This is a genomic window from Neobacillus drentensis NBRC 102427 (assembly GCF_001591445.1).
In the GTDB taxonomy this organism is placed as follows: Bacteria; Bacillota; Bacilli; order Bacillales; family Cytobacillaceae; genus Neobacillus; species Neobacillus drentensis.
The window spans coordinates 1-24,452 of record NZ_BCUX01000052.1 but is presented as its reverse complement, the minus strand read 5'-3'; the positions used below and the strand labels follow the sequence as shown (position 1 = coordinate 24,452).

Below are 24,452 nucleotides of genomic sequence, written 5' to 3'. Positions count from 1 at the left end.
GGGTCTGACATTTAGAACGGTGAGGGCGGGCGGCACCATGTGAATTGTTCACACAGTGCCGCGCACCAAACCAGACATTCTTTGAAAAAGGGTGGTGAGAACCTATGGCTTCATTACGTGAGATAAAAACTCGTATTAATTCAACGAAAAAGACGAGTCAAATAACAAAGGCAATGGAAATGACCTCTGCCGCAAAGTGGAATCGGGCTGTCGTGAATGCAAAAGCATTTGTTCCTTATATGAATAAAATCCAGGAAGTAACGGCATCGATTGCAATTGGCTCAGGCGGAGTAAATCATCCCATGCTGACACATCGACCTGTTAAGAAAACTGGTTATATTGTGATGACCTCTGACAGCGGACTTGCCGGTGCCTTTAACAGCAACGTGTTACGTCGCGTCAGTCAAACAATTAAAGAACGTCATAAATCGAATGATGAATTCGCCATCATTGCAATCGGACGCGTGGCACGTGACTTTTTTGCCAAGCGCGAAATGAATGTAATCCTTGAAACAATCGGAATTCCGGCCCAGCCGAACTTCGCTGACATTCAAGACATTACCCGTGCAACCGTTGGAATGTTTGCCGATGGAACCTTCGATGAACTATATATCTATTACAGCCATTATTTAAGTGCCATTTCACAGGAAGTCCTTGAGAAGAAGCTCCTTCCACTATCGGATTTAACCGCTTCTGACAAGCTCATTTCCTATACATTTGAGCCGTCTGCAGAAGAAATATTAGAAGTTCTCCTGCCTCAATATGCTGAGAGCTTGATCTACGGCGCTCTATTAGACAGCAAAGCGAGCGAGCACGCTGCCCGGATGACTGCAATGAGAAATGCAACCGATAATGCTAAAGAATTAATTAACCACTATACATTGGTCTTCAACCGTGCCCGTCAAGCAGCGATTACCCAAGAAATCACGGAAATCGTCGGCGGTGCGGCAGCGCTAGAATAGAATTTATAATGATTCTAATCTGGTGCCTGACACCATGTTATGAAAGAGTAAGTTAGGAGGGAAAACGATGAGCAAAGGACGCGTTCTTCAGATTATGGGTCCGGTAGTTGACGTTAAGTTCGAAAGCGGTCATCTGCCTGCGATTTATAATGCGTTGAAAATTTCAAGTAAAGCGAGTAATGCTTCCGAAGTTGATATCAACATTACTCTTGAAGTAGCTCTTCATTTAGGTGATGATACGGTTCGTACAATCGCGATGTCAACCACTGATGGTTTAACTCGTGGAATAGAAGTTGAAGATACTGGTGCACCGATTTCTGTACCGGTTGGTGATGTCACTCTTGGTCGTGTATTTAACGTATTAGGAGAGACAATTGACCTTGCGGCTGAGATTCCAGCATCTGAGCGCCGTGATTCAATTCACCGTGAAGCACCAACATTTGAAGAACTTTCTACTCAGGTAGAAATTCTAGAAACAGGGATTAAGGTAGTAGACTTACTTGCACCATATATTAAAGGTGGTAAAATCGGTCTATTCGGTGGTGCCGGTGTAGGTAAAACCGTTTTAATCCAGGAATTAATCAATAACATCGCTCAGGAGCATAGCGGTATTTCTGTTTTCGCCGGTGTTGGTGAACGTACTCGTGAAGGAAATGACCTTTACCACGAAATGACAGATTCTGGCGTTATCAAGCAAACAGCGATGGTATTCGGACAAATGAACGAACCGCCTGGTGCACGTATGCGTGTGGCTTTAACTGGTTTGACGATGGCTGAATATTTCCGTGATGAGCAAGGACAAGACGTGTTATTGTTCATTGATAATATCTTCCGTTTCACACAAGCTGGTTCTGAGGTTTCTGCCCTACTTGGCCGTATGCCATCTGCGGTAGGTTACCAGCCAACGCTTGCTACGGAAATGGGTAAATTAGAAGAGCGGATTACGTCTACAAATAAAGGTTCTGTTACATCAATCCAAGCGATTTATGTACCAGCCGATGACTATACAGATCCGGCTCCGGCTACAACTTTCGCTCACTTAGATGCAACAACAAACCTTGAGCGTAAGCTTTCTGAGATGGGTATTTACCCAGCAGTGGATCCTTTGGCTTCAACATCTCGTGCCTTGTCACCTGATATTGTTGGCGAAGAGCACTACAATGTAGCACGCCAAGTTCAATCAACTTTACAACGTTATAAAGAGTTACAAGATATTATCGCTATCCTTGGTATGGATGAGCTTGGTGATGATGATAAGTTAACGGTTCACCGTGCGCGTCGTGTCCAAGTGTTCTTATCACAAAACTTCCACGTGGCTGAACAGTTTACGGGCCAGGCGGGTTCATATGTACCTGTTAAGGAAACCGTTCGTGGTTTCAAAGAGATTCTTGAAGGTAAGTATGACCACCTTCCGGAAGATGCTTTCCGTCTTGTTGGACGGATTGAAGATGCGCTTGAAAATGCAAAACGCATGGGCGTTGAGGTCTAAACTGAGCCTGGAGGGTAAAAAATGAAGACGATTAAAGTCAGTATTGTTACTCCCGATGGCCCGGTGTATGAATCAGATGTTGAAATGGTAAGTACCAAGGCAACTAGTGGTGATTTGGGGATTTCCCCGGGCCACATGCCGTTGGTTGCCCCGCTGGAAATTACCTCTGTTCGTCTCAAAAAAGACGGCAAAACAGAGTTTGTCGCAGTTAGTGGTGGATTTTTAGAGGTCCGTCCTGATCAAGTGACGATTTTAGCTCAATCAGCGGAACTTGCTTCTGATATTGATGTGGAACGTGCCGTAAAAGCGAAGGAACGTGCAGAACAGCGTATGAAGGATCATCATGCTGAGCATACCGATTTCAGACGTGCTGAGCTTGCCTTACAGCGTGCCATCAATCGCCTCGCCGTATCGGAAAGAAGAATGTAGTTTTTAAAAAATAGTTGTGGAACCCCTATGGCGGCAATTTCGATTGTTGCCACAGGGGTTTTTTGTTGTGTATTTTTTGGGGAAATTGAGGGTGGATAGTAGTTACCCAATATCTTGTGTTGTTTATTGCATGAAATGGTTGGGGGTGAATAGGATTGTAGTGAGACATGTTTAGATTTTCTGAGATGGGTGTTTGGCTTCGTTCGGTAAATTACTTTTTTAGCAAAATAAATGGTTTGGGTTGAAAAAGAGAAATTCAGTGAATTTTTAATGACAAATCTCACTGACAGTGTTCACATTTTGTTGTTTAATAGGTGTTGTTGTCGAACCTTTTTAGGTTGTTAGTTGGTTCTAGCAAACTGCATCCAAAGTCTCAGCACGTCATCTTCAACTAGCGTTGTAAGTTGCTAAAATTTTACATTTTAGGTTTCCTTTGAAAGCGAGCTCTCAAGGGCCTTAAAATGTGAAATTTTAGTGGCGTTATATTCAAATTTTTATGAATTTGGCTTGTCGACATGGGTTTGTAACAATGCTATAATGAATTCGGTTACAATATTAATTAGTATGAAAATTTACAACATTGGAGGGGATGGACATGGAACTTCTAAATGTATATCAGAATAATTATCTGATTGTTTTTGCGTTTCTATGTCTTGGGGTGCTGCTGCCTGTGGTGGCGTTATATTTAGGTAAGCTTCTGCGTCCGAATAAACCGAGTGATGCAAAGTATACCACATATGAGAGCGGTATTGAACCATTTCACGATTCCCGTGTACAGTTCAATGTCCGCTATTATATTTTTGCCCTGATGTTTGTTATTTTTGATGTAGAAACTGTGTTTTTATATCCTTGGGCGGTGGCCTATGATAAACTGGGTATTTTTGCACTAATCGAGATGTTGATTTTTGTTATTATGTTACTAATTGGCCTAGTGTATGCTTGGAAAAAGAAGGTGCTCCGATGGAATTAAAACTAGATGGCATTTCACAACAAGAAATGTCCGAGTTACAGCGAAGTGTATTTATGACTACGCTAGAGCAAATTAAAGCTTGGGCTCGAAGCAGTTCGATCTACCCGGTGACATTTGGTCTGGCTTGTTGTGCGATTGAGATGATGGGTGTGGGCGGAGCGAATTATGACTTGGACCGTTCGGGCTCCTTTTTCCGTACGTCACCACGTCAGTCTGATTGTATGATTGTGTCTGGAACGGTGACGAAGAAGATGGCACCAATTTTACGAAGATTGTATGACCAAATGCCTGAGCCAAAATGGGTCATTGCGATGGGTTCTTGTGCGACAGCAGGTGGGCCGTATGTAAAGTCTTATTCCGTCGTTAAGGGAGTCGATCAAATCGTTCCTGTCGATGTCTACATACCTGGATGCCCTCCAAACCCAGCCGCTTTAATTTATGGAATCAATAAATTAAAGGAAAAGATTCGCTATGAAGCGAAGACTGGGAAGAAGGTGATCTAACGATGAGTGGGGAAAAAGATCTTGAGCAGTTAAAAAAAGAAGCTGTAGCGAAGGCGAAGGCTGCAGCGGCGGCGAAACGTAAAGCAATGGAGCTCGCGGGCGGCTCAGCACCAGCCGAAGATACTGCAGCACCAACCGCGTCAGCTGAGCCAGAAGCATCCACACCAGCATCAGACGACGGCGATGATCTCGCGAAGAAAAAGGCAGCGGCAGTAGCAAAAGCCAAAGCAGCTGCAGCAGCGAAGAAAAAAGCGATGGAACTAGCAGGTGGGGCTCCTCCAGCTGAAACAGCTGAAGGCGACAATGCCCCAGCTGGAGACGATGCGAAGGCGAAAGCGGCCGCAGCAGCCAAAGCGAAAGCAGTGGCAGTAGCGAAGGCCAAGGCAGCCGCAGCGGCGAAAGCCAAAGCAGCAGGAACAAGCGCCGATTCAGATTCCGACGCAGCACCAATAGGCGGCGATGATGAAAAGGCCAAGGCAATTGCAGCCGCCAAAGCAAAAGCGAAAGCGGTAGCAGCGGCGAAGGCAAAAGCAGCAGCCGCAGCGGGAGGGAAAGCTGACGCAACAGCAGCTCCAGCAGCTGAAGCGAAGCCATCCGTAAACCAGGCATTCCTCGATAAGTATGTGAAGGTCATTTCCGAACATCTGGGATCGGATGTTCTAGAAGATTCTTATATTAATAAACTCTCGAAGGACGTTCCAACCCTTGTGGCGAAGCGTGATACATATTACAAGATAGCTCAATTTTTAAAATACAATGAGCTATTAGGATTCGATTATTTATCAGAGCTTCATGGATCGGACTTTGAAACACATATGGAAGTTTATGTTCACTTGTTCTCATATAAAAACCGTCAGTCCGTCGCCCTCAAAGTGAAGATTGACCGCAGCGAACCAACAATCGAGTCCTTGCAGCCACTTTGGGCAGGCGCAGAATGGCCAGAATGTGAAGCCTATGATTTACTTGGAATCAAGTTTCCGGGACATCCAGACTTACGGCGCATCTTGCTTGGCGAAGATTGGGTTGGCCATCCACTGCGAAAAGATTACGAGCCGTACGACGTGGAGGTGTAACCAATGATCAGAACAGAAGAAATGATATTAAACGTCGGTCCTCAGCATCCAAGTACGCACGGAGTTTTCCGCTTAGTTGTTAAAATTGATGGGGAAATCATCACCGAAGCGAAGCCTGTCATCGGATACTTACACCGTGGGACAGAAAAATTAGCCGAAGACCTGCAATACACACAAATTATTCCATATACCGACCGGATGGACTACTTGTCCTCAATGACCAATAACTATATCCTCTGTCATGCCGTTGAAACAATGATGGGGATTGAAATTCCTGAACGAGCAGATTTCTTACGCGTGATTGCGATGGAATTGAACCGGATTGCCAGTCATCTCGTGGCCTGGGGTACTTATATCCTTGACCTTGGTGCAACCAGTCCGTTCATTTATGCCTTCCGTGACCGCGAAATGATCATCAATATGCTTAACGAATTATCAGGGGCACGCTTGACCTTCAACTATATGCGTGTGGGCGGCGTCAAGTGGGATGCACCTGAGGGCTGGATTGAAAAGGTTGGCAGCTTTGTTCCGTACCTGCGCGGCCAGTTGATAGGCTATCACCAGCTTGTCAGCGGAAATGAAATCTTCCTTGACCGTGTTAAAGGGGTCGGTAAGTATACAAAAGAAGAGGCGATCCAATACTCACTGAGCGGACCCAATCTGCGCAGTACCGGCGTGAAATGGGATCTTCGCAAGGATGAACCGTATTCGATTTACAATCGTTTTAACTTTGATGTGCCAACGTCAGAAGACGGCGATTGCTTAGCCCGCTACCATTTGCGTCTGCAAGAAATTGAAGAATCATTAAAGATCCTAGAACAAGCCGTGGAACAATTTCCAGGTGAAGGCCCGATTATGGCAAAAGTGCCAAAGATCATTAAGGCGCCTAAAGGAGAAGCCTTCGTCCGGATTGAATCACCACGCGGAGAGATTGGCTGCTATATATACAGCGACGGCAAAAAAGAACCGTACCGCTTAAAGTTTAGAAGACCATCCTTCTATAACCTGCAAATTCTCCCGAAACTTTTAAAGGGTGAAAATATTGCAAACATGATTGCTATTTTAGGGGCAGTGGATATTGTCCTTGGGGAGGTTGACGGCTAATGATAGAAGAATTGCTCCAGTCAAGTCCGGGTTGGGCTAACTTTGGAATTTTCTTTTTACTCGGCGCTGTCTTGCTTTTAATCGTATTAGGTTTCGTTACCTACGGAATTTTAGCCGAACGGAAAGTCTTAGGCTACATGCAGCTCCGCCATGGTCCAAACCAGGTCGGCGGTAAATGGGGACTATTACAAACCGTAGCTGACGTTCTCAAGCTGTTACTAAAAGAGGACATCATTCCAAAAGCAGCTGACAGGCCATTATTTATCATTGCACCAGTCATCGCCTTCGCGCCATCCTTTATGGTCTTGGCAACGATGCCGTTCACAGACAAATTTCAGTTCGCTGATATCGGTGTTGGATTACTTTATTACATCGCTGTAAGCGGATTAACCACCTTCGGCATGCTGCTTGGCGGCTGGGCCTCGAATAACAAGTACGCTCTCCTTGGAGGCATGCGTGCATCAGCCCAGATGATTTCCTACGAAATCCCGTTAGTCATGTCGGTGCTAGGTGTCATTCTATTAACAGGAAGCTTAAATTTAAATGATATGGTCGAAGCACAGAAGCACGGCTGGTTCATCATCTTACAGCCAATCGGCTTTGTTGTCTTCTTCATCGCATCGATCGCCGAATTAAACCGGACACCATTCGACCTACCGGAATCGGAAAACGAACTAGTCGCTGGATACCACGTAGAATATTCCGGATTCCGCTGGGCCTTCTTTATGCTCGCTGAATATGTGTATTTATTCGCAATGTCCGCCCTAATTACCGTTGTTTTCCTTGGCGGATGGCTCGCACCAATCAGCTTCCTGGACTTTATCCCAGGCGCCGTCTGGTTCGCGCTGAAATTCAGCGTCGTCGTCTTTGTCTACATCTGGCTGCGGGCAACACTACCGCGTTTCCGCGCCGACAAGCTCATGGAATTTGGCTGGAAAGTCCTCCTGCCAATCGCCTTAGCAAACATATTCCTAACAGCATTAATTAAATCGTTATTTTTTTAAAAAAATAACTGTGTTAAAGGTCAATGCTGAATTTTATCACCAGACTAGTTTAACAGCCTAAAAAAAATTTACGGTGCCTGACACCAAAAACCATCTTTAAAACGTAAAAGGGGTGAAAAACGTGCTTGGATTAGTAAAAGGCTTGAAATATACCCTGAAAAACTTGACGAAGGAAAAGGTTACGTACGATTATCCGAACAAGCCGCTTCCACTGCCAGACCGGTTCCGCGGAATACAGAAGTTTTATCCGGAGAAATGTATTGTATGTAATCAGTGCATGAACATCTGTCCGACCGATTGTATTAATTTAACGGGCAAGAAACATCCGGACCCAACGAAAAAAGGAAAAATCATCGATACCTATGATATCAACTTCGAGCTCTGCATCCTTTGTGACCTATGTACAGAGGTATGCCCGACCGAAGCAATTATCATGACGAATAACTTCGAGCTCGCTGAATACAGCCGTGACATGTTATTTAAAAACCTTGAATGGTTAGATGAAAACGACGAAAACATACGGCAGGTGAATAAACCATGACCTTTTCAGGCGAATTCCTCGCTTTTATGGGAATCGCACTTGTTGCCATTATCGGCGGTGTGCTTCTTTTAAACCTTACCAAGGTGGTTCATATGGTCGTTTCGCTGATCTTCACCTTTGTCGCCATCGCTGGACTTTACGTTCTGCTGTCAGCTGAATTTGTGGCTGCCGTGCAAATCTTAATCTATTCAGGTGCGATTACCATCATTATGCTCTTTGGGATCATGTTAACGAAGCATAATGATGAACATGAACCAAAAACAGGCAAATGGCGGAAAATCCTCGTCTTTTTGGGGGTTCTCGGCTTTGCAGCTGCGGTTTACCTTGGCATTTACAATTTCAATATCGAACAGGTTCCGACCACCTTGCATGAGAATAACACGATGCAAATTGGTAAAGCACTTTACTCAAAATACATCATACCGTTTGAGTTAACGTCAGTTTTACTATTAGTCGCCCTTGTCGGTTCAATTATCTTAGCGAAAAATGAGAAGAAGGAGGCGGACGACCAATGAGTTCTGTTCCCGCTTCAGCCTTCCTGGCACTTGCACTGATCTTGTTTTGCATCGGTTTATACGGTGCGTTAACCAAAAGAAACACGGTTATTGTCCTCATTTCGATTGAATTAATGCTGAATGCTGTCAATATTAATCTCGTAACCTTCAGCAAATATGGAATGGCGCCGTCGATTACCGGCCAAATTTTCGCCCTGTTCGCAATCAGCGTTGCAGCAGCCGAAGCGGCCGTTGGTCTAGCCGTCTTAATTTCACTTTACCGTGCTAGAAAAACCGTCAATATCGACGAAATGGACACATTGAAAAACTAACATAAAGACTATTATAAAATAACTTTCGACAAAACTCGGGTGGTGCCTGTCACCGCCCGTGTCTAAGGGGATAGTGATAATGATGGAGAATGCATGGCTCATACCGCTTTTCCCGCTATTATCGTTTTTGATCCTTCTTCTTTTCGGGAAGCGACTGAAAGAAGCGAGTTCTTATGTGGGGATTCTTCTCACACTGGCATCGCTTGTCTACTCGATTTTGGTATTATTCGAGCGCTTTTCTGAGCCAACCTTCATTACGAAATTTGATTGGCTCACGATAGGAGATATGCATCTAACAGCGGGCTTTGAAGTGAATCAATTAAATGCATTAATGCTGTTTATCGTATCGCTCGTAAGTTTCTTAGTACATACCTACTCCAAAGGTTATATGCAAGGGGACGAGCGGTTTCCAGTATTCTATGCCTATTTAGGACTGTTTACGTTTGCAATGCTTGGTCTGGTCATTTCACCAAACCTACTGCAAACCTATATTTTCTGGGAACTTGTCGGTGTCGGTTCCTTCCTATTAATCGGTTTTTATTTTTACAAGGACGAAGCGAAGGCTGCCGCGAAAAAAGCGTTCATTATGACCCGTATCGGGGACGTAGGCTTATTTATCGGCATGATCCTGCTATTCTGGGAAACCAAAAGCTTCGAATATAGCGAAATTTTCGCAGCCGTGGATGCCGGTGCGGTGTCAGGCACTATGATTACGTTGACCGCCATACTCATCTTTATCGGGGCCGTTGGTAAGTCGGGTCAGTTCCCGCTTCATACGTGGCTTCCGGATGCGATGGAAGGTCCGACGCCTGTTTCGGCGTTAATCCACGCCGCGACAATGGTTGCTGCCGGGGTTTACTTGGTTGCAGCACTATTTCCATTGTTTGCAGCGAGCAAAACCGCACTTCTAACAATTGCCGTGATTGGCGCGTTTACTGCCATTTTTGCGGCCAGCATTGGTCTTGTCCAAACGGATATCAAACGCGTGCTCGCGTATTCAACGGTCTCACAGCTTGGCTATATGATGCTTGCTTTAGGGTCTGCCGGCTATGTTGCTGGAGTGTTCCACCTGATGACACATGCTTTCTTCAAGGCGCTTCTATTCTTAGCAGCCGGTTCTGTCATCCATGCGGTACATACACAGAACATCGAGGAAATGGGCGGCCTTTGGAAAAAGCTCAAACTAACTGGACCATTATTCTTAATCGGAACACTTGCGATCAGCGGTGTCCCAGGTCTTTCTGGATTCTTCTCAAAAGATGAAATTTTAGTGGCAGCATGGGAAGGCGGACATCCAATCCTTTTCTTGCTCGCACTGGCGGCTGCATTTATGACCGCATTCTATATGTTCCGTTTGTTCTTCATGGTATTTACCGGTGAAGCGCGCGGAAATCAACAGCATGTGCACGAATCACCAGCCAATATGACGTATCCGATGATTCTCCTCGGCGTGCTGGCGATTGTTGCTGGTTATGTGAATACACCATGGTTTGGTACGTTCCTTGGCGACTGGCTCGTCGATGGAAACAAAGCGCTGGAGCACCATGGCCACGCAGAAGGTTCACCTTTGATCATGATTGCTGCAACGGTTGTTTCCTTAGCGGGAATCTACCTTGCGTACTTGATGTACAGCAAGCGTTCACTCAAGCGCAACTGGTTAAGCGGCACGGGTGATACGCTGCACACGATTTTAACGAACAAATATTACGTTGACGAGTTCTATCAAATGACCGTCGTCGCGTTTACAAAAGGATTCAGCTACTTCTTACGCTTCATTGATGTCTTCCTTGTTGGCGGACTGGTCAAGGGCGTAACCGGGATTGTCCAAGGTCTTGGTGCAGCAGGCTCGAGGCTGCAATCCGGACAGGTTCAAACGTACGGTGCCGTCGCCTTTATTGGTCTTGCGGTACTGGTTGTCATCTTTGCATTAACAGGGGGGTACTTACGATGAATTTAACAGCTGTTCTTTCAATCCTAGTATTCTCCCCTTTACTAGGTATCGCAGTTTTGGCGCTTATGCCGAAATCGGCAGAAAAGGCGATTAAAGTGGTAGGCTTTTTAGCCACGCTGCCGGCCTTGCTGCTGGCACTGGCGGCCTATCTTCATTATCAATTTGGCAAGGATTTAGCTGACTTTTCGGTGTCTGTGCCATGGATTCAATTCCGCGGCATGGCCGGCGTTGACGAGCCCTTCTTCTCTGTCAATTATGAGCTTGCCTTAGGCGGCTTTCAGCTCTTGCTGGTCGTCCTTACAGCGGTTGTTGCGACACTGTCCGCGCTTGCGGCGGCGAAGTTTGTGAAAAAGGAATGGAAAGGCTATTTCATGCTCTTTCTTCTCTTAGAAATTGGTATGCTCGGCGTGTTTACAGCCGAAAACTTAATTTTGTTCTTCATCTTCTTTGAAATCACGCTCATTCCGACCTTCTTCTTAATCGGAAAATGGGGTTATTTTGAAAAAGAAAAAGCAGCCTACAGCTTCTTAATTTATAACGGCTTAGGGTCTGCAGTTCTACTTATCGTCATTATGATTCTGTTTGCAAAAACAGGTACAACTAATATTGATACACTTGTTCAAATCATGGCTGATCCAAGTGCGCCGCTCTCCGGCGACTTAAAGCTTGGCTTGTTCATTGCTTTATTAATTGCCTTTGGTGTAAAATTACCGATTTTTCCATTACACAGCTGGATGTTGAAGGTGCACGTCCAAGCGCCGCCATCCGTTGTTATGATCCACTCCGGGATTCTCCTGAAGATTGGTGCGTACGGATTAATCCGTTTTGGAATGGGTATTTTTCCCGAGCAATTTAAGACTCTTGCGACGCTAATTGCTGTCCTTGGAGTAATTAACCTCCTCTACGGGGCGTTTCTAGCGTTCATTCAAACCGATTTTAAAATGGTTTTAGCTTATTCATCCATTTCTCATATGGGTATTGTGTTAATCGGACTTGCGGCGATGAATGAGGCTGGGGTTCAAGGGGCAATTTTCCAAGTGATTTCACACGGATTGATTTCCGCGCTGTTGTTCTTCTTGGTGGGCATCCTTTATGAACGCACCGATACGTCGCTCATCGAAAATCTGGGCGGAATGGCGAAGGGTATGCCGATTGCTGCAGGTTTCTTGCTTGCTGCAGGGATGGCATCGCTAGGCTTGCCGGGGATGTCTGGATTTGTGAGTGAGTTTATGGCGTTCCTTGGTCTGTTCAAAGAAATGCCGTGGATTGCTGCGGTTGGTACAATCGGGATTATCATGACAGCGGCTTACTTATTGCGCGCGGTGTTAGGTATCACGTATGGCAAGTCGCATCGTGAGTTTACCGGTGTCCTTGATTTGAAAGGCGTGGAATTCGTACCAGTAGTTGTTTTGATGTTGTTAATCGTGTTAATTGGTGTTTACCCAAGTGTCCTCAGCGCACCTTTAAAAGCTACACTTGAAACCATCATGCTAGGGATAGGAGGGTGATGAAGGATGAGTCTTAGTATCTTGCAGCAATTTAATTGGAGCGCAATGACGCCGGAGTTCATCATCCTTGGTGTGTCTGCACTTCTTACACTTTTAGATTTATTTATGCCAAAAAGTCTTGATCGAAAAATTCTCGGCTGGATCGGAATTGCCGCGATTTTAGCCGCGATTGTTTCAGTGCTTGGCATGGTCGGCGGACCTGTAACGTCGATTTTGGATAATTCATTCCGCCTCGATAGTTTCGCGATGGCCTTTAAGTTATTGCTTCTTGCCGGTTCAGGTCTGGTCTTATTCTTAGCCGTCAGCTACAAGGCAAAGGATGGCTTGGAGGAATATCACGGCGAGTTCTATTATTTGTTCTTATCGGCTTTGCTTGGTGCAATGATTATGACATCAAGCGGCGATTTGATTACGCTGTTTATTGGTTTGGAATTGTTAACTGTGTCTTCTTATATTTTAGCGGGTATCCGCAAATACAATTTAGAGTCGAACGAAGCAGCGATGAAATACGTCATTAATGGCGGGATTTCAACCGCGATTACGTTGTTTGGGATGAGCTATGTGTATGGTTTAACCGGCTCAACTAACCTGATTGAAATTGCCGGTCGGTTGTCATCGGTTTCGGATGGCCAACAAGCCTATTTGTTAACTTTGGCATTCTTGATTGTTTTTGTCGGGTTATCCTTTAAACTGGCTGCGGCGCCGTTCCACATGTGGGCACCTGATGTTTACCAGGGCGCGCCAACACCGGTTACTGCTTTTCTAAGTGTTGTTTCAAAAACAGCTGGCTTTGTGATTGTGCTCCGCATATTATTAACGGTATTTGGCTCAGCGGCATCGGTCGGAGATCCAAGTAAGCCGATTTTGCTGGAGATGCAAGACTATCTCGCCTTTATCGCTGGTGCAACGATGATCATCGGAAACGTGGTCGCGCTTCGCCAGTCGAATATTAAGCGGATGTTCGCTTACTCAAGTATCGCTCATGCTGGTTATATTTTAGTAGCGATCACATCGCTTAGCTCGAATATGTTTTATTCGATTTGGTTCTACCTGCTTGCATACATGTTAATGAACCTTGGTGCCTTTGCTGTCATCCAGGTGGTGTCGGAAAAGACAGGTTCAACGAAGATTGCGGATTTCGCAGGATTGTATCGCCGTTCTCCGGTGTTAGCCGTTGTCATGGGAATATTGCTTGTTTCGTTGGCAGGTTTCCCGGGTACCGCTGGTTTCATCGGAAAATTAAACATCTTTATCGGAGCGTTTTATGGAACGCCGCATTATGTGCTCGCATCCGTGATGATTGCGACAACAGTCATTTCGTACTTCTATTATTTCGGTGTCATGACGCAAATGTTCTTCCGTCCGGCAAGCGATGACAGCAAGTTCAATCTTCCATTCGGAATCATTGTCGTGTTGATCGTTGCGGTAGTTGGCTCAGTACTGTTTGGAGTCATGCCAAATATCGCTTTAGATTTTATGCAAAATAACCTCGATGTTCTAGCGGACTTTTTCAGCTAGTCAGTAACGTGGATGTAGGCTGCTTGGGGGAAAGCGGCCGGTCAAATTAAAGGGGTTTGATACAGAAGAAGAGGAGGTTGGGGAACCTCTTCTTTTTTTGTGTGGAAAAGGGGCGGAGCGCCGCATGCAGGGGTTATTTTTAAATTGTCATAAATTAGACACAATTAGGATGAAATTAGTAAAATTTAGAAACCGATACGTTTTTCAGACGTATATATGATAGAATAATCCTTATGTGAAAAAAGGAGGTTACCGAGTGATAAATGATTTTGGGCAGATTGCCATGTTAAGTATCCTGTCTCATTTAATTTTTATTGCGTTAGCCTGGTGGGCATTACAGGCGATTCGTTTGGAAAAATTGCTGAAATCAGGCCATGTCTTTCAGGCGCGGTTACTCTACATATTATTAGCCATTATCATGGGTTCATCTGTTAGTAACTTTTTCCTTGATTATCTCCAATGGTCGCAGCAGCTGCCTTTGATCATGCAAACAATACAATTGGTAAATATTTAGGTCTTCGTACATGTATCTATTTGACGAAAAATTGAGTACAATCGTCTTTGTGTGGAAAAATAACTTTGATGTGAACGACCAAAATGTTTGAATCGTGTCAAAAAGTGACGACATTTCCCAAGTATGCGATTCCTCCAGCCGGTAACAATGGTAAGGAGGGGGAGTAGAGATGAAGAGAAATAGTCAGATTCTTTTAAGCGTGATAACAATCATCAGTTTAATCCTGGTTGTGATTGGGAACCAAACGACTGAAGCGAATAGTGGCGGAATCCGTTCCATTTTTCAAAACGAGATGGACTTAACGAAGATGGGCTCGATTTTACAAGCCGAAAATATTTTGCTCGATGAATGGACTTTTTATGCAAGAGAGCATTTGAATGGCATGAAGAGTGAGAAAGAAGTTAAGGAATATGCGAAAATGCTTCAAGCGAAGTTTCCTGATTGGGAATGGTCTGTTAATAATACCAGTCAAAGATGGGAAGTAACAGCAATATCTCCAACATCTAAACACCACAGTGAAAAGCTTCAATTGATGGCAACCCACACAAAACAACCTGTTAATGCGTATATAGTATATAGTATCAGTGGTAAAGAGTGGAACAAGTCTTCAGAGGCCTTTTTCACTACCTCAGATTTTAAAACCAGGCTGTCTGACATATTTCGAGGAAACCCAACAATTTTCTCTTGTATGAAAGGTACGGTCGGTGATAAGATGGATAAGGCTTTACCTAAGACAGCGAAACATTTGCTGACCGTATTTAAGGCAAAAGAGATCGAAGCGTTAAAAGAGGAGACATTCATGTCTGTTTCGGCGAATTCGCCGTTGTTTACAGGCTCGATAGAAAATCAAAGAGATAACATGAATTTACAAATTGGGATACGCTCCGAAGGATTGGGCGGTAAGACTACCATCGTAGTTGGCACACCAATCATTACGATTGAATATTAATATAGAGAAAATGGACGCGGAGGGGAATACTCTTGGAAAAGATTATCGTCCGCGGCGGAAAAAGGCTTGATGGAACTGTTAAAGTAGAAGGCGCAAAAAATGCTGTCTTGCCTGTACTCGCTGCAACATTATTAGCAAGTGACGGAAAAAGTGTAATTCGTGATGTACCTACACTCTCCGATGTATACACAATTAATGAAGTTTTACGCAACTTAAACGCTGAAGTGTCATTTGAAAACAATACAGTCGTAGTAGATGCATCCAGAGTGTTAAAGGATGAGGCGCCATTCGAATACGTTCGTAAAATGCGCGCGTCTGTACTTGTCATGGGATCATTACTTGCTCGCAATGGCCGTGCACGTGTGGCCCTGCCGGGTGGTTGTGCGATTGGATCCCGCCCGATTGATCAGCATCTAAAAGGCTTTGAAGCCATGGGTGCTAAGGTTAAGGTAGGAAACGGATTTATTGAAGCAGAAGTAGATGGCCGCTTACAAGGTGCAAAGATTTATTTGGATTTCCCAAGTGTTGGGGCTACGGAAAATATTATGATGGCTGCAACTCTTGCGGTTGGTACCACCATTATTGAGAACGTGGCAAAAGAACCAGAAATCGTTGACCTTGCAAATTTCTTGAACAAAATGGGCGCTAAGGTTCGCGGCGCTGGCACAGGGACCCTTCGTATTGAAGGGGTGGACGTGTTATTTGGCGCAGAACACAATATTATTCCTGACCGCATCGAAGCGGGTACCTTTATGGTGGCTGCTGCGATTACGGGCGGAAATGTGTTGGTAAAGGGCGCAGTTCCTGAACATTTATCTTCATTGATTGCAAAAATGGTTGAAATGGGGATTACGATTCAGGAGGAAGAAGATGGCGTACGTGTCATCGGAACCGATCGAATGAAGGCTGTCGACATTAAAACAATGCCGCATCCAGGTTTCCCAACCGATATGCAATCACAAATGATGGCGTTATTGCTTCGCGCAAACGGCACCTCGATGATTACAGAAACGGTGTTTGAAAACCGTTTTATGCATGTTGAGGAATTCCGCCGCATGAATGCCGACATCAAGATTGAAGGCCGTTCTGTTATTTTAAATGGTTCTTCAAACTTACAAGGTGCGGAAGTGTCTGCCACAGACCTTCGTGCTGCAGCAGCATTAGTTTTAACTGGTTTGGTTTCTGAAGGCATGACACGCGTGACTGAGTTGAAACACTTAGACCGCGGTTACGTAGACTTCCACGGCAAGCTAGCAAGCCTAGGTGCCGACATCGAACGGATCAACGAAGCAGACGAAGCATTAACAGAAGTCCAAGACTACGTATCAGATATGAACGCATAGAACTACTAATAAAATGAGCATTCGCAAAACAACGGGCCCTGATGTAGAATCATTGGGCCTTTTTTGCGTTAATAGTGTCCTTGTAGGGAGGACACTGGTGTTTGATTTGTGTTTGTGTGGTGCCTGACACCATTTTTAAATAAAAAAATCCGTAATAAATGCTTGTCCGTCTCCATATGTATTAATTGAGACGCATCCCGCCGTGGAGTAGGTGTGGATGTGAATTTGCAAACTGGAGGCACTATCATGATAAAAATCAAACCTTTCGTCGTACTAGCAGCAGTCCTCATTGCCTTAACATTAATTATTCCCGCAGTCCTGGTATTACCCTTTTCAGAAGAGCACCGAGCGAGCGGAAAGTTAGGGGAGGATTTAACCAAGACCCCTGGAAAAGAAGCGAAAGAGGTGGTGGCTTCCGCAGATCCTGCCGTTGAAGTATCCGTTTTTCGCACCTCAAAATCACAAATTGAGAATGTACAATTAGAAGATTACCTCGTTGGTGTGGTGGCAGCTGAGATGCCCGCAGAGTTTAAGGAAGAAGCCCTGAAGGCCCAGGCACTAACAGCGAGAACCTATATCGTGAAGCGGCTATTAAGTAAGGATACACTCGGTGTTCCTAAAGGTGCCCAGGTAACGGACACCCAAATCCATCAAGTTTACATGAATGATGATGAACTTAGACGGGAATGGGGGATGGATTACGACACGAAAAGGAAGAAGGTTCTAAAGGCTGTCCGCGCAACAGCCGGACAAATTTTGGCCTATGATGGTGAGCCCATTGATGCCTTGTTCTTCTCCACAAGTAATGGTTATACGGAAAACTCGGAAGATTATTGGTCAGGAAAATTTCCATACTTGAGAAGTGTTTCAAGCCCCTGGGATAAAAACTCTCCGAAGTTTAATAGTCAAAAGGTCATGACGGTCAGTCAATTTGAGGCACGGCTTGGGGTGAAGCTCGGTTCAGGGTCGACGATTGGAAAAATTGTCGATCGGACGAAGGGTAAGCGGGTCGGCAAGGTTGATTTTAATGGGAAGGTTTTGAGCGGGCGGGATATCCGCGATAAACTGAATCTGCGGTCCTCTGACTTTGCATGGAAGCGTAAGGGGAACAATATCGTGATTACCACCAAAGGATTCGGCCATGGCGTCGGAATGAGTCAATACGGGGCAAACGGCATGGCTCTGGAAGGAAAGAATTATCAGGAGATTGTGAAGCATTACTATCAGGGCGTAGAAATTAAGTCGGCAGATCAAATGCTAGATACAGTTACCGCAAGAAAGTAAATGTTAGGGGAGCCAGGCTGGGAGGATGCCTGGCTTTTTTTTGTTTGGTTTTGGCGGAGGTAATTGGTGTCGACAGTAAATTACTCGAAAAATAATTTTTCCAACTTCATGCATAAAAATATCGACACTGTTAAAAGATAAGTTTAAAAAAATTTTTTCACACCGTGTATATAATTCTACTTATCTGTTCAGAATGATTGCTGAGGTGATGAAAATGAGAGAGGAAGAAAACAAACGATCTTCTCAAGGTTCCAGCGTAAAACGCTTTTTCAAAAAGCGTTGGGTATTTCCAGCCATTTATATTGCAAGTGCAGCAATCATTTTGACCGCAGTTCTATGGTATCAAACTAGCAATAACGCGTCAGACAAATACGATTACAAATCTACCGATATTGCCGGTAAAAAGAACCAAGAGCCAGCGATTGAAGTTAGCAAAACATTTGAAGACTTCAAAATGCCTGTGGAAAAAGCAGATGCGGCTGTCGTGAAAACGAAATTCTATGATTTCAATGGAAAAACAGAAGACCAGGAAGCGGCATTGGTATTCTACAATAATACCTACAACCCTAACACTGGGATTGACGTTACCATGAAAGACGATGAGTCATTTAATGTCGTTGCATCATTAAGCGGCACGGTCACACGAGTTGATGAAGATGCAGTCCTTGGGAATGTCATTGAAGTGGAACACGACAAAGGTATTGTAACACAATATCAATCCGTAAAAGACATAAAGATCAAGGTTGGCCAAGAAGTAAAACAGGGACAAGTTCTTGCCACGGCTGGACAAAGCTTGTTCAATGAAAAAGCTGGAACCCATGTACATTTTGAAATTCGCAAAGATGGAATTGCTGTGAATCCTAGTGACTATTTTAACAAATCGTTAAGCACGTTACAGGAAGCAAAACTTTCGACTGACAAAGCAAGCGAATCCGTAGAGACTCCACAAATGAAGGAAAAAGAGCAAATGATTGAAGATCCAGATAGCTCTCCTGACGTGGACAAAGAATCTACTTCTACAGAAAAAGCAAATTCATAAAAACGTTACAAAGGGGAAGGGGAATTCTTTCCTCTTTTTTTGTTGCAAAAAATTAAAAAGATGGATCAAGCAGGTGTGCTAAAATGGTAATAAAAGGAGGGGTTCCATTGAGAAAAATAGCAGCGGTTATGCTTCTTATTTTACTAGTTGCAGGCTGCAGTAAGGAAGCGACGCCGCAGGATCGATTGACGAAATACATAGCTTTATGGAATGAGCAGAAGTTTGAGCAGATGTATGATTACCTTTCAACGGATGCCAAGGAAAAAATCACGAAAGAGGAATTTACGAATCGCTATCATAAAATCTACAAGGATTTACAGATTACTGACCTGAAGATTGACTTCAAAAAACCGAAAGAGGATAAACAGGCAGATAAGGAACAAGCCCACTATTCTTTTGACGCAAAAATGAATAGCATTGCGGGACCTATTCATTTTACCTATGAAGCTAAGTTGCAGAAGGAAGAACGTGCCAATAAGAAGAATTGGTATGTCAACTGGAATACTGGGTTCATTTTTCCAAAAATGCAGAAAGGCGATACGATTGGGATTGAGACGATTGCGCCGAAACGGGGAGAGATTATCGACCGCAATGAGATTGGGCTGGCGGTGAATGGCCAGGTGTATGAGGTCGGCGTGGTGGCTGGGAAGGTGACGGACCAAGTTCTGGAGCCGTTAGCCTCGCTGTTAAAAATGAGTCCTGAGCAGATAAAGAAGGTGCTCGGTGCAAGTTGGGTGAAGCCGGAGCTGTTTGTGCCGCTGAAGCGGGTGGCGATGCAGGATGAGGAGCGGATTGCGCAGTTGATTGCGCTCGAGCCGGTGCAAACACGAAAGGTGGAGGCACGGATTTATCCATATGAGAAGGCGGCAGCGCACCTGATTGGTTATGTGGGGCCGATTACGGCGGATGAGTTGGCGAAGCTAAAGGATAAGGGCTACACGAGCGGTGATATGATTGGGAAACGAGGGCTCGAGCAGGTGTATGACGAGCAGTTGAAGGGGAAGCCTGGCGTGAAGATTACGATTAAAAAGAAGAGCGGCGAGGCGGAACTGCTCGCTGAAAAGCCAGTGGAGGACGGAAAAACGGTCAAGTTGACGATTGATGCGGATGTTCAGGCAGCTATTTATGATGAGCTGGGCAAGGAAGCAGGCACGGGAGCGGCGATTAATCCTGTGACAGGTGAGACGCTGGCGCTTGTCAGCACGCCTTCATTTGACCCAAATCAAGCGATGCTAGGCTTTTCTGCGGCCGAATGGAAGGCACTGCAGGAGAATAAGAAACAGCCGCTCTCCACGCGCTTTAGGATGACCTATGCGCCGGGTTCGGTTATGAAGCCGATTACGGCAGCGGTGGCATTGTCGAGCGGGGCGATTACACCGGATATGGCGGTGCCGATCCTAGGGAACAAGTGGCAAAAGGATAAGTCGTGGGGCGGCTACTTTGTGACGCGGGTCCATGCGGGGACTGAGCCGGTTAATTTGGAAAAGGCATTTGTATTTAGTGATAATATTTATTTCGCCCAGGCTGCGTTGAAGACGGGGAAAGATGCGTTCCGGGACGGGCTGAAGAAGTTTGGCTTTGAGGAAGAGCTGACGTTCCCGTTCCCACTCGAGAAATCCACGATGGGCACGCTTGACCGGGAAATTGCGCTCGCTGATTCGGGGTACGGGCAGGGGCAAATCCAAATGAGTATCGTCCATTTGCTATCGGCTTATACGCCGTTTGTGAATAATGGCAATATGGTGAAGCCGATTCTGTTGACGGAGGAGCAGCAGGGTCAGGTCCTGAAAGAGGCAGTGGTCTCAGCTGAACACGCAGGTGTGATTGCGGCCGATTTACGTAAGGTGGTGGGCGATGCCAGCGGGACAGCTCATGCGGCTGATATCAAGGGGTATCCGCTCGCAGGTAAAACAGGAACGGCGGAGATGAAACAGAAGCAGGGAGAAACAGGTACGGAAAATGGCTGGTTCGTCGGATACAATACAGAATCGCCGCGCTTGATGGTAGCGATGATGGTTGAAAATGTCCAGGGCCGGGGCGGATCGCAAATAGCGGTGAAAAAAGTGAAGAAGGTATTTGAGCTGGTGAAGTAAGAAGGTATTTAGAGAAAACACCTTGGCGGCTGGGTGTTTTTCTTTGTTTTGAGGTCCTTTTTATGTTGGAGTTGCGGCTGAATTTTGTTTTTTTAGCCATGAGTAAAGTGAAAATTAGATATTGTAAAATGGGATGACAGCCGAGATAATGAGAGTATAAATCTATTAATGGAGCATAATCGAATGATAGTTTACAAAAAATTTTTGCAAATCTTTCTTTCAGCGCTTTTACTATTAACCTTATTCCCAATGAAGAACCATGCGGAAACTACTACTAGCGGCAGTACAATTTCCGGCCCAATTAAGGAAAATCGAGTCCTAACTAAAGAAGGCTCGCCCTACACGTTAATAGGTCCTATGGAAATCTACTCCAACGCCACCCTTACGATTGAGCCGGGGGTAGAAATTATCGCTCGAAGTGCTGTTATTGTGACCGTTTATGGGAAATTTAAGGCGGTTGGGAACGAAAATGAGCGGATCAGTTTAAAAAACTTTAATATAACGGGCGCTAGAGGAAGTTCGATTCAAATGGAGTATACGAATCAGCAATATAACGGCGGCTTTCTTATTACTGGAGCTAATATGATCCTCCGCCATAATGAATATAAAAAGGGATTAATTATTATCACTTCCTCGATGTTCGATTCCATTATTGAAAATAACCTTTTTAGTGAAAAAGCCTCCTTGCAGGTTGAAAATGGACCAGGGAAAATTTTTGTAAAAAATAATACCTTCTTAAATCCAATCGACGCATATGAAGATTTGATTGTAAGCAGTAATTATGGAGACGGCGGTGTCCCCAATATCCACATGAACCAGAACAATTTCTTTGGATATCCGCATGTAAAAGTTAAAGTTCAGGTCTCATCTAATACTCATTTGCTCTTTGATGCCAATGATAATTATTGGGGCGTAACGGATCCCAATCGCATTGACGGCGGCATTATTGACGGGAACGATAATAGTAACTTCTGGGGGAAGTTAGACATTAGTTCAGTTGCTTATAAACCGTTTGAAAACGGACACCCCATTGGTGCGCTCGAGAAGCCGTTTGTTGGGAAGGTTAGTGACCGCGAACCATTAGTGAGCGGGATCACCGACCGGGATAGTCAGGTGGAAGTTTACCGCGGAACTGAGAAAATTGGCGAAGGATTATCTGACACTGACGGAAGCTTCAGGATTCTAATTCCTCAGCAATCAAGCGGGGTGGAGCTGACGGTCAAGGCGACGGATAGCTACAACCGGGTAAGTAACGGTGCTGTTGTTACGGTGTTGGACGAAACAGCGCCCGAGGCTCCGAAAGTTAATGAGGTGACCGAACATTCCCGAGTATTGACTGGTATTGCGGAGCCATTGTCGACGGTTGAGGCAAAAGTTGCGGTTTCCCTTGGAAAGGTCCAGGCAGATGAACAGGGCCATTTTTCCATCCCGATTGAAAAACAGACAGCAGGAACGATGATTCTGGTGACTGCCAAGGATGGTGCGGGGAACATTAGTCCGGCGGCGACAGTCAAAGTGGCGGACATAACAGCGCCAGCCGCACCGCAGTTAAATCAAGACTCAATCACAGACCAGATGGATTCCATTAGTGGATACGCTGAAAAAGGGGCGCTCATTAGTGTGATAGCAGGACAAACCATCCTCGGTTCATGCTATGTGTCTTCAGATTATTTTTGGGTTATTTTTGAGAGGCAGCCTGCAGGAACGGAAATCGAAGTTAGGATAGAAGATGCTTCCAAGAATAAAGGTGAATCGATTTTCTTTACTGTAAAAGATGTAACCCCGCCATCGCTGAAACTTTTGTTGGCGACGCCAAATATGGTGACGACGGAAGAAGTAACTGGTGTGGCAGAATCGGGAGCTCATATTTCGATATTCAATGGGAACGTCTTGATTGCAGAGGGCGATGCCGACCCAGCGACAGGTCATTTTTCGATTCCGATAGGCAAGCTGGTGTCAGGCACCAGCCTTCGCGTGATTGCGAGCGATGCTGCGAATAATGTCAGTCCGCCTGTTTTTATAACAGTCATTGATAAAACTCCGCCGACGATTAAAATAAATACCGTTTCAAATAGAACAACGCAAATCACAGGTATAACTGAGGCTGGGGCCGAGGTGACGATTGCGCTTCCTGGTTATTCTTATTTCATCATTGCAGATGCGGATGGGAAGTTTACGACGCCGATCACTGCACCCGCTGCCGGGACAATATTCTACGTGACTGCAGTGGATGCTGCGTATAATCAAACTTCACAAGCGTATGTGGTAGCGAAAATTCCACCCAATAGCCCGGTGGTGAATTCGGTCACAAATAAAACAACGACGGTGACGGGTATGACGGAAGGATTGGCCGTGGTTACGGTCAAAGCAGGGGCGTCTTCCTATACCGCCAAGGCAGATGCCAATGGAAAGTTTACGGTCGGGATTCCTGCCCAAAACAGCGGTACAGTCTTAAGTGTGACCGCAAAGGATGCAGCTGGAACGAGCGTACCAAGGACAGTGGCGGTGGCGAGAATTGCACCTAACATTCCGGTGGTAAGTACCATCAATAACAAATCTACGCTGGTAACAGGCAAGTCTGAAAAGTACGCCGCAATTACCGTCCAAATTGGAAGTAAGAACTATAGTGGAAAAGCGGATCGGAGCGGGAATTTCAAAGTGACGATTCCCATTCAAAATAGCAGCACAGCCATAAAGGTTACAGCCAAGGATGGAGCCGGGAAAGTAAGTTTCCCAAAATCACTCACAGTTACACGAGTAGCGCCCAATTTACCAGTGGTAAATGCGGTCAAGTATACCGCCACCGCCGTTACTGGGAAAACAGAAAAACGGGCCGTCGTGAAAATAAAGATCGGTTCAAGAATCTACTCAGCAAAGGCCAATAGTTATGGGAGCTTTAAAGTAAGCATCCCGAAGCAAAAACGTGGTGTTACCTTAGCTGTTACGGCAACGGATGCGAAAGGATTAATCAGTGCCGCCAAAAAGGTAAAAGTTTATTAATTATGGTTTTAAAGGGGAAAGGGGCGGATGTAATGGGTTCCGTTTCCTACCACAACCCTTAAAAATGAAAGTTAAAATGAGTGCCAATTTGCAAATGAAGTTGACACTCATTTTTTATTGGTGTAAAGCCATTTGGGTGGAAATTACATAAAAATTTGTATAGGGAAATGCACCTCAAATTTTAGGGTACAATGGCTATTGTACCCCACAATTTTACCCTCCATTTGATATATAATTTATCTTACAAAAATGCTTAGAGTAACTAGTGATATTTAAAATAAGCGGAGATTTTCCGGTTAAATTCAAAATGGAGCTCGTTTCGGGGTAAATAAGCGGAGGTTTTCCGGTTAAG

21 protein-coding genes are annotated in these 24,452 nt (G+C 45.0%); all 21 read left to right on the top strand.

The annotated features are described in order from the left end of the window. The first annotated feature begins 104 nt into the window (after positions 1-104). Positions 105-962, top strand: coding sequence for an ATP synthase F1 subunit gamma (gene atpG, locus BDR01S_RS19890; protein WP_066248628.1), 858 nt, complete (start codon positions 105-107; stop codon positions 960-962). Positions 963-1,029: 67 nt separating this feature from the next. Next, positions 1,030-2,451 (top strand): F0F1 ATP synthase subunit beta, encoded by a 1,422-nt coding sequence (gene atpD, locus BDR01S_RS19885; RefSeq protein WP_066248624.1) that lies wholly within the window; start codon positions 1,030-1,032, stop codon positions 2,449-2,451. 21 nt (positions 2,452-2,472) lie between these two features. Beyond that, positions 2,473-2,880: a F0F1 ATP synthase subunit epsilon gene (locus BDR01S_RS19880; RefSeq protein ID WP_066248621.1), complete on the top strand. Its 408-nt coding sequence runs from the start codon at positions 2,473-2,475 to the stop codon at positions 2,878-2,880. Between the two features lie 595 nt (positions 2,881-3,475). Further along, positions 3,476-3,850, top strand: a complete 375-nt coding sequence (locus tag BDR01S_RS19875; RefSeq protein ID WP_066248618.1) for an NADH-quinone oxidoreductase subunit A — start codon at positions 3,476-3,478, stop codon at positions 3,848-3,850. Further along, entirely contained in the window at positions 3,841-4,353 is a 513-nt protein-coding gene (locus tag BDR01S_RS19870) for a NuoB/complex I 20 kDa subunit family protein (protein WP_066248616.1), read from the top strand. Before BDR01S_RS19875 ends, BDR01S_RS19870 begins: the two co-directional genes overlap by 10 nt. A 2-nt stretch (positions 4,354-4,355) precedes the next feature. Further along, positions 4,356-5,426 (top strand): NADH-quinone oxidoreductase subunit C, encoded by a 1,071-nt coding sequence (locus BDR01S_RS19865; RefSeq protein WP_066248613.1) that lies wholly within the window; start codon positions 4,356-4,358, stop codon positions 5,424-5,426. A gap of 3 nt (positions 5,427-5,429) precedes the next feature. Then, on the top strand, positions 5,430-6,530 hold the full coding sequence (locus BDR01S_RS19860) for an NADH-quinone oxidoreductase subunit D (protein WP_066248610.1): 1,101 nt from the start codon (positions 5,430-5,432) through the stop codon (positions 6,528-6,530). Next, positions 6,530-7,534, top strand: a complete 1,005-nt coding sequence (nuoH, locus tag BDR01S_RS19855; RefSeq protein ID WP_066248606.1) for an NADH-quinone oxidoreductase subunit NuoH — start codon at positions 6,530-6,532, stop codon at positions 7,532-7,534. Before BDR01S_RS19860 ends, nuoH begins: the two co-directional genes overlap by 1 nt. Before the next feature lie 121 nt (positions 7,535-7,655). After that, positions 7,656-8,075 carry an NADH-quinone oxidoreductase subunit NuoI gene (nuoI, locus tag BDR01S_RS19850; protein WP_066248603.1) on the top strand — a complete coding sequence of 140 codons (420 nt, stop codon included), beginning with the start codon at positions 7,656-7,658 and terminating at the stop codon, positions 8,073-8,075. After that, entirely contained in the window at positions 8,072-8,590 is a 519-nt protein-coding gene (locus BDR01S_RS19845) for an NADH-quinone oxidoreductase subunit J (RefSeq protein ID WP_066248600.1), read from the top strand. Before nuoI ends, BDR01S_RS19845 begins: the two co-directional genes overlap by 4 nt. Beyond that, on the top strand, positions 8,587-8,901 hold the full coding sequence (nuoK, locus tag BDR01S_RS19840; RefSeq protein ID WP_066248597.1) for an NADH-quinone oxidoreductase subunit NuoK: 315 nt from the start codon (positions 8,587-8,589) through the stop codon (positions 8,899-8,901). Before BDR01S_RS19845 ends, nuoK begins: the two co-directional genes overlap by 4 nt. Before the next feature lie 79 nt (positions 8,902-8,980). Continuing rightward, positions 8,981-10,852, top strand: coding sequence for an NADH-quinone oxidoreductase subunit L (gene nuoL, locus BDR01S_RS19835; protein WP_066248594.1), 1,872 nt, complete (start codon positions 8,981-8,983; stop codon positions 10,850-10,852). Continuing rightward, the gene (locus BDR01S_RS19830; RefSeq protein ID WP_066248591.1) at positions 10,849-12,360 is read left to right on the top strand and encodes an NADH-quinone oxidoreductase subunit M; all 1,512 of its coding nucleotides are present in this window, start codon (positions 10,849-10,851) and stop codon (positions 12,358-12,360) included. Before nuoL ends, BDR01S_RS19830 begins: the two co-directional genes overlap by 4 nt. Before the next feature lie 6 nt (positions 12,361-12,366). Beyond that, a complete protein-coding gene (nuoN, locus tag BDR01S_RS19825) occupies positions 12,367-13,878 on the top strand; it encodes an NADH-quinone oxidoreductase subunit NuoN (protein ID WP_066248589.1) in 1,512 nt (503 codons plus the stop codon). Positions 13,879-14,134: 256 nt separating this feature from the next. After that, complete coding sequence (locus BDR01S_RS19820; RefSeq protein ID WP_066248587.1) at positions 14,135-14,392, top strand: DUF1146 family protein; 258 nt, start codon at positions 14,135-14,137, stop codon at positions 14,390-14,392. A 169-nt stretch (positions 14,393-14,561) separates the two neighbouring features. Next, entirely contained in the window at positions 14,562-15,341 is a 780-nt protein-coding gene (locus BDR01S_RS19815; RefSeq protein ID WP_066248583.1) for a YwmB family TATA-box binding protein, read from the top strand. A gap of 32 nt (positions 15,342-15,373) precedes the next feature. Next, positions 15,374-16,684 carry a UDP-N-acetylglucosamine 1-carboxyvinyltransferase gene (murA, locus tag BDR01S_RS19810; RefSeq protein WP_066248581.1) on the top strand — a complete coding sequence of 437 codons (1,311 nt, stop codon included), beginning with the start codon at positions 15,374-15,376 and terminating at the stop codon, positions 16,682-16,684. Positions 16,685-16,930: 246 nt separating this feature from the next. Continuing rightward, positions 16,931-17,968: a stage II sporulation protein D gene (gene spoIID / locus BDR01S_RS19805; protein ID WP_066248578.1), complete on the top strand. Its 1,038-nt coding sequence runs from the start codon at positions 16,931-16,933 to the stop codon at positions 17,966-17,968. Positions 17,969-18,182: 214 nt separating this feature from the next. Next, positions 18,183-19,007: a stage II sporulation protein SpoIIQ gene (spoIIQ, locus tag BDR01S_RS19800; protein WP_066248575.1), complete on the top strand. Its 825-nt coding sequence runs from the start codon at positions 18,183-18,185 to the stop codon at positions 19,005-19,007. Between the two features lie 107 nt (positions 19,008-19,114). Beyond that, entirely contained in the window at positions 19,115-21,100 is a 1,986-nt protein-coding gene (locus BDR01S_RS19795; RefSeq protein ID WP_066248573.1) for a penicillin-binding transpeptidase domain-containing protein, read from the top strand. 183 nt (positions 21,101-21,283) lie between these two features. After that, positions 21,284-24,100: an Ig-like domain-containing protein gene (locus BDR01S_RS19790; protein ID WP_066248570.1), complete on the top strand. Its 2,817-nt coding sequence runs from the start codon at positions 21,284-21,286 to the stop codon at positions 24,098-24,100. Positions 24,101-24,452: the final 352 nt, after the last annotated feature.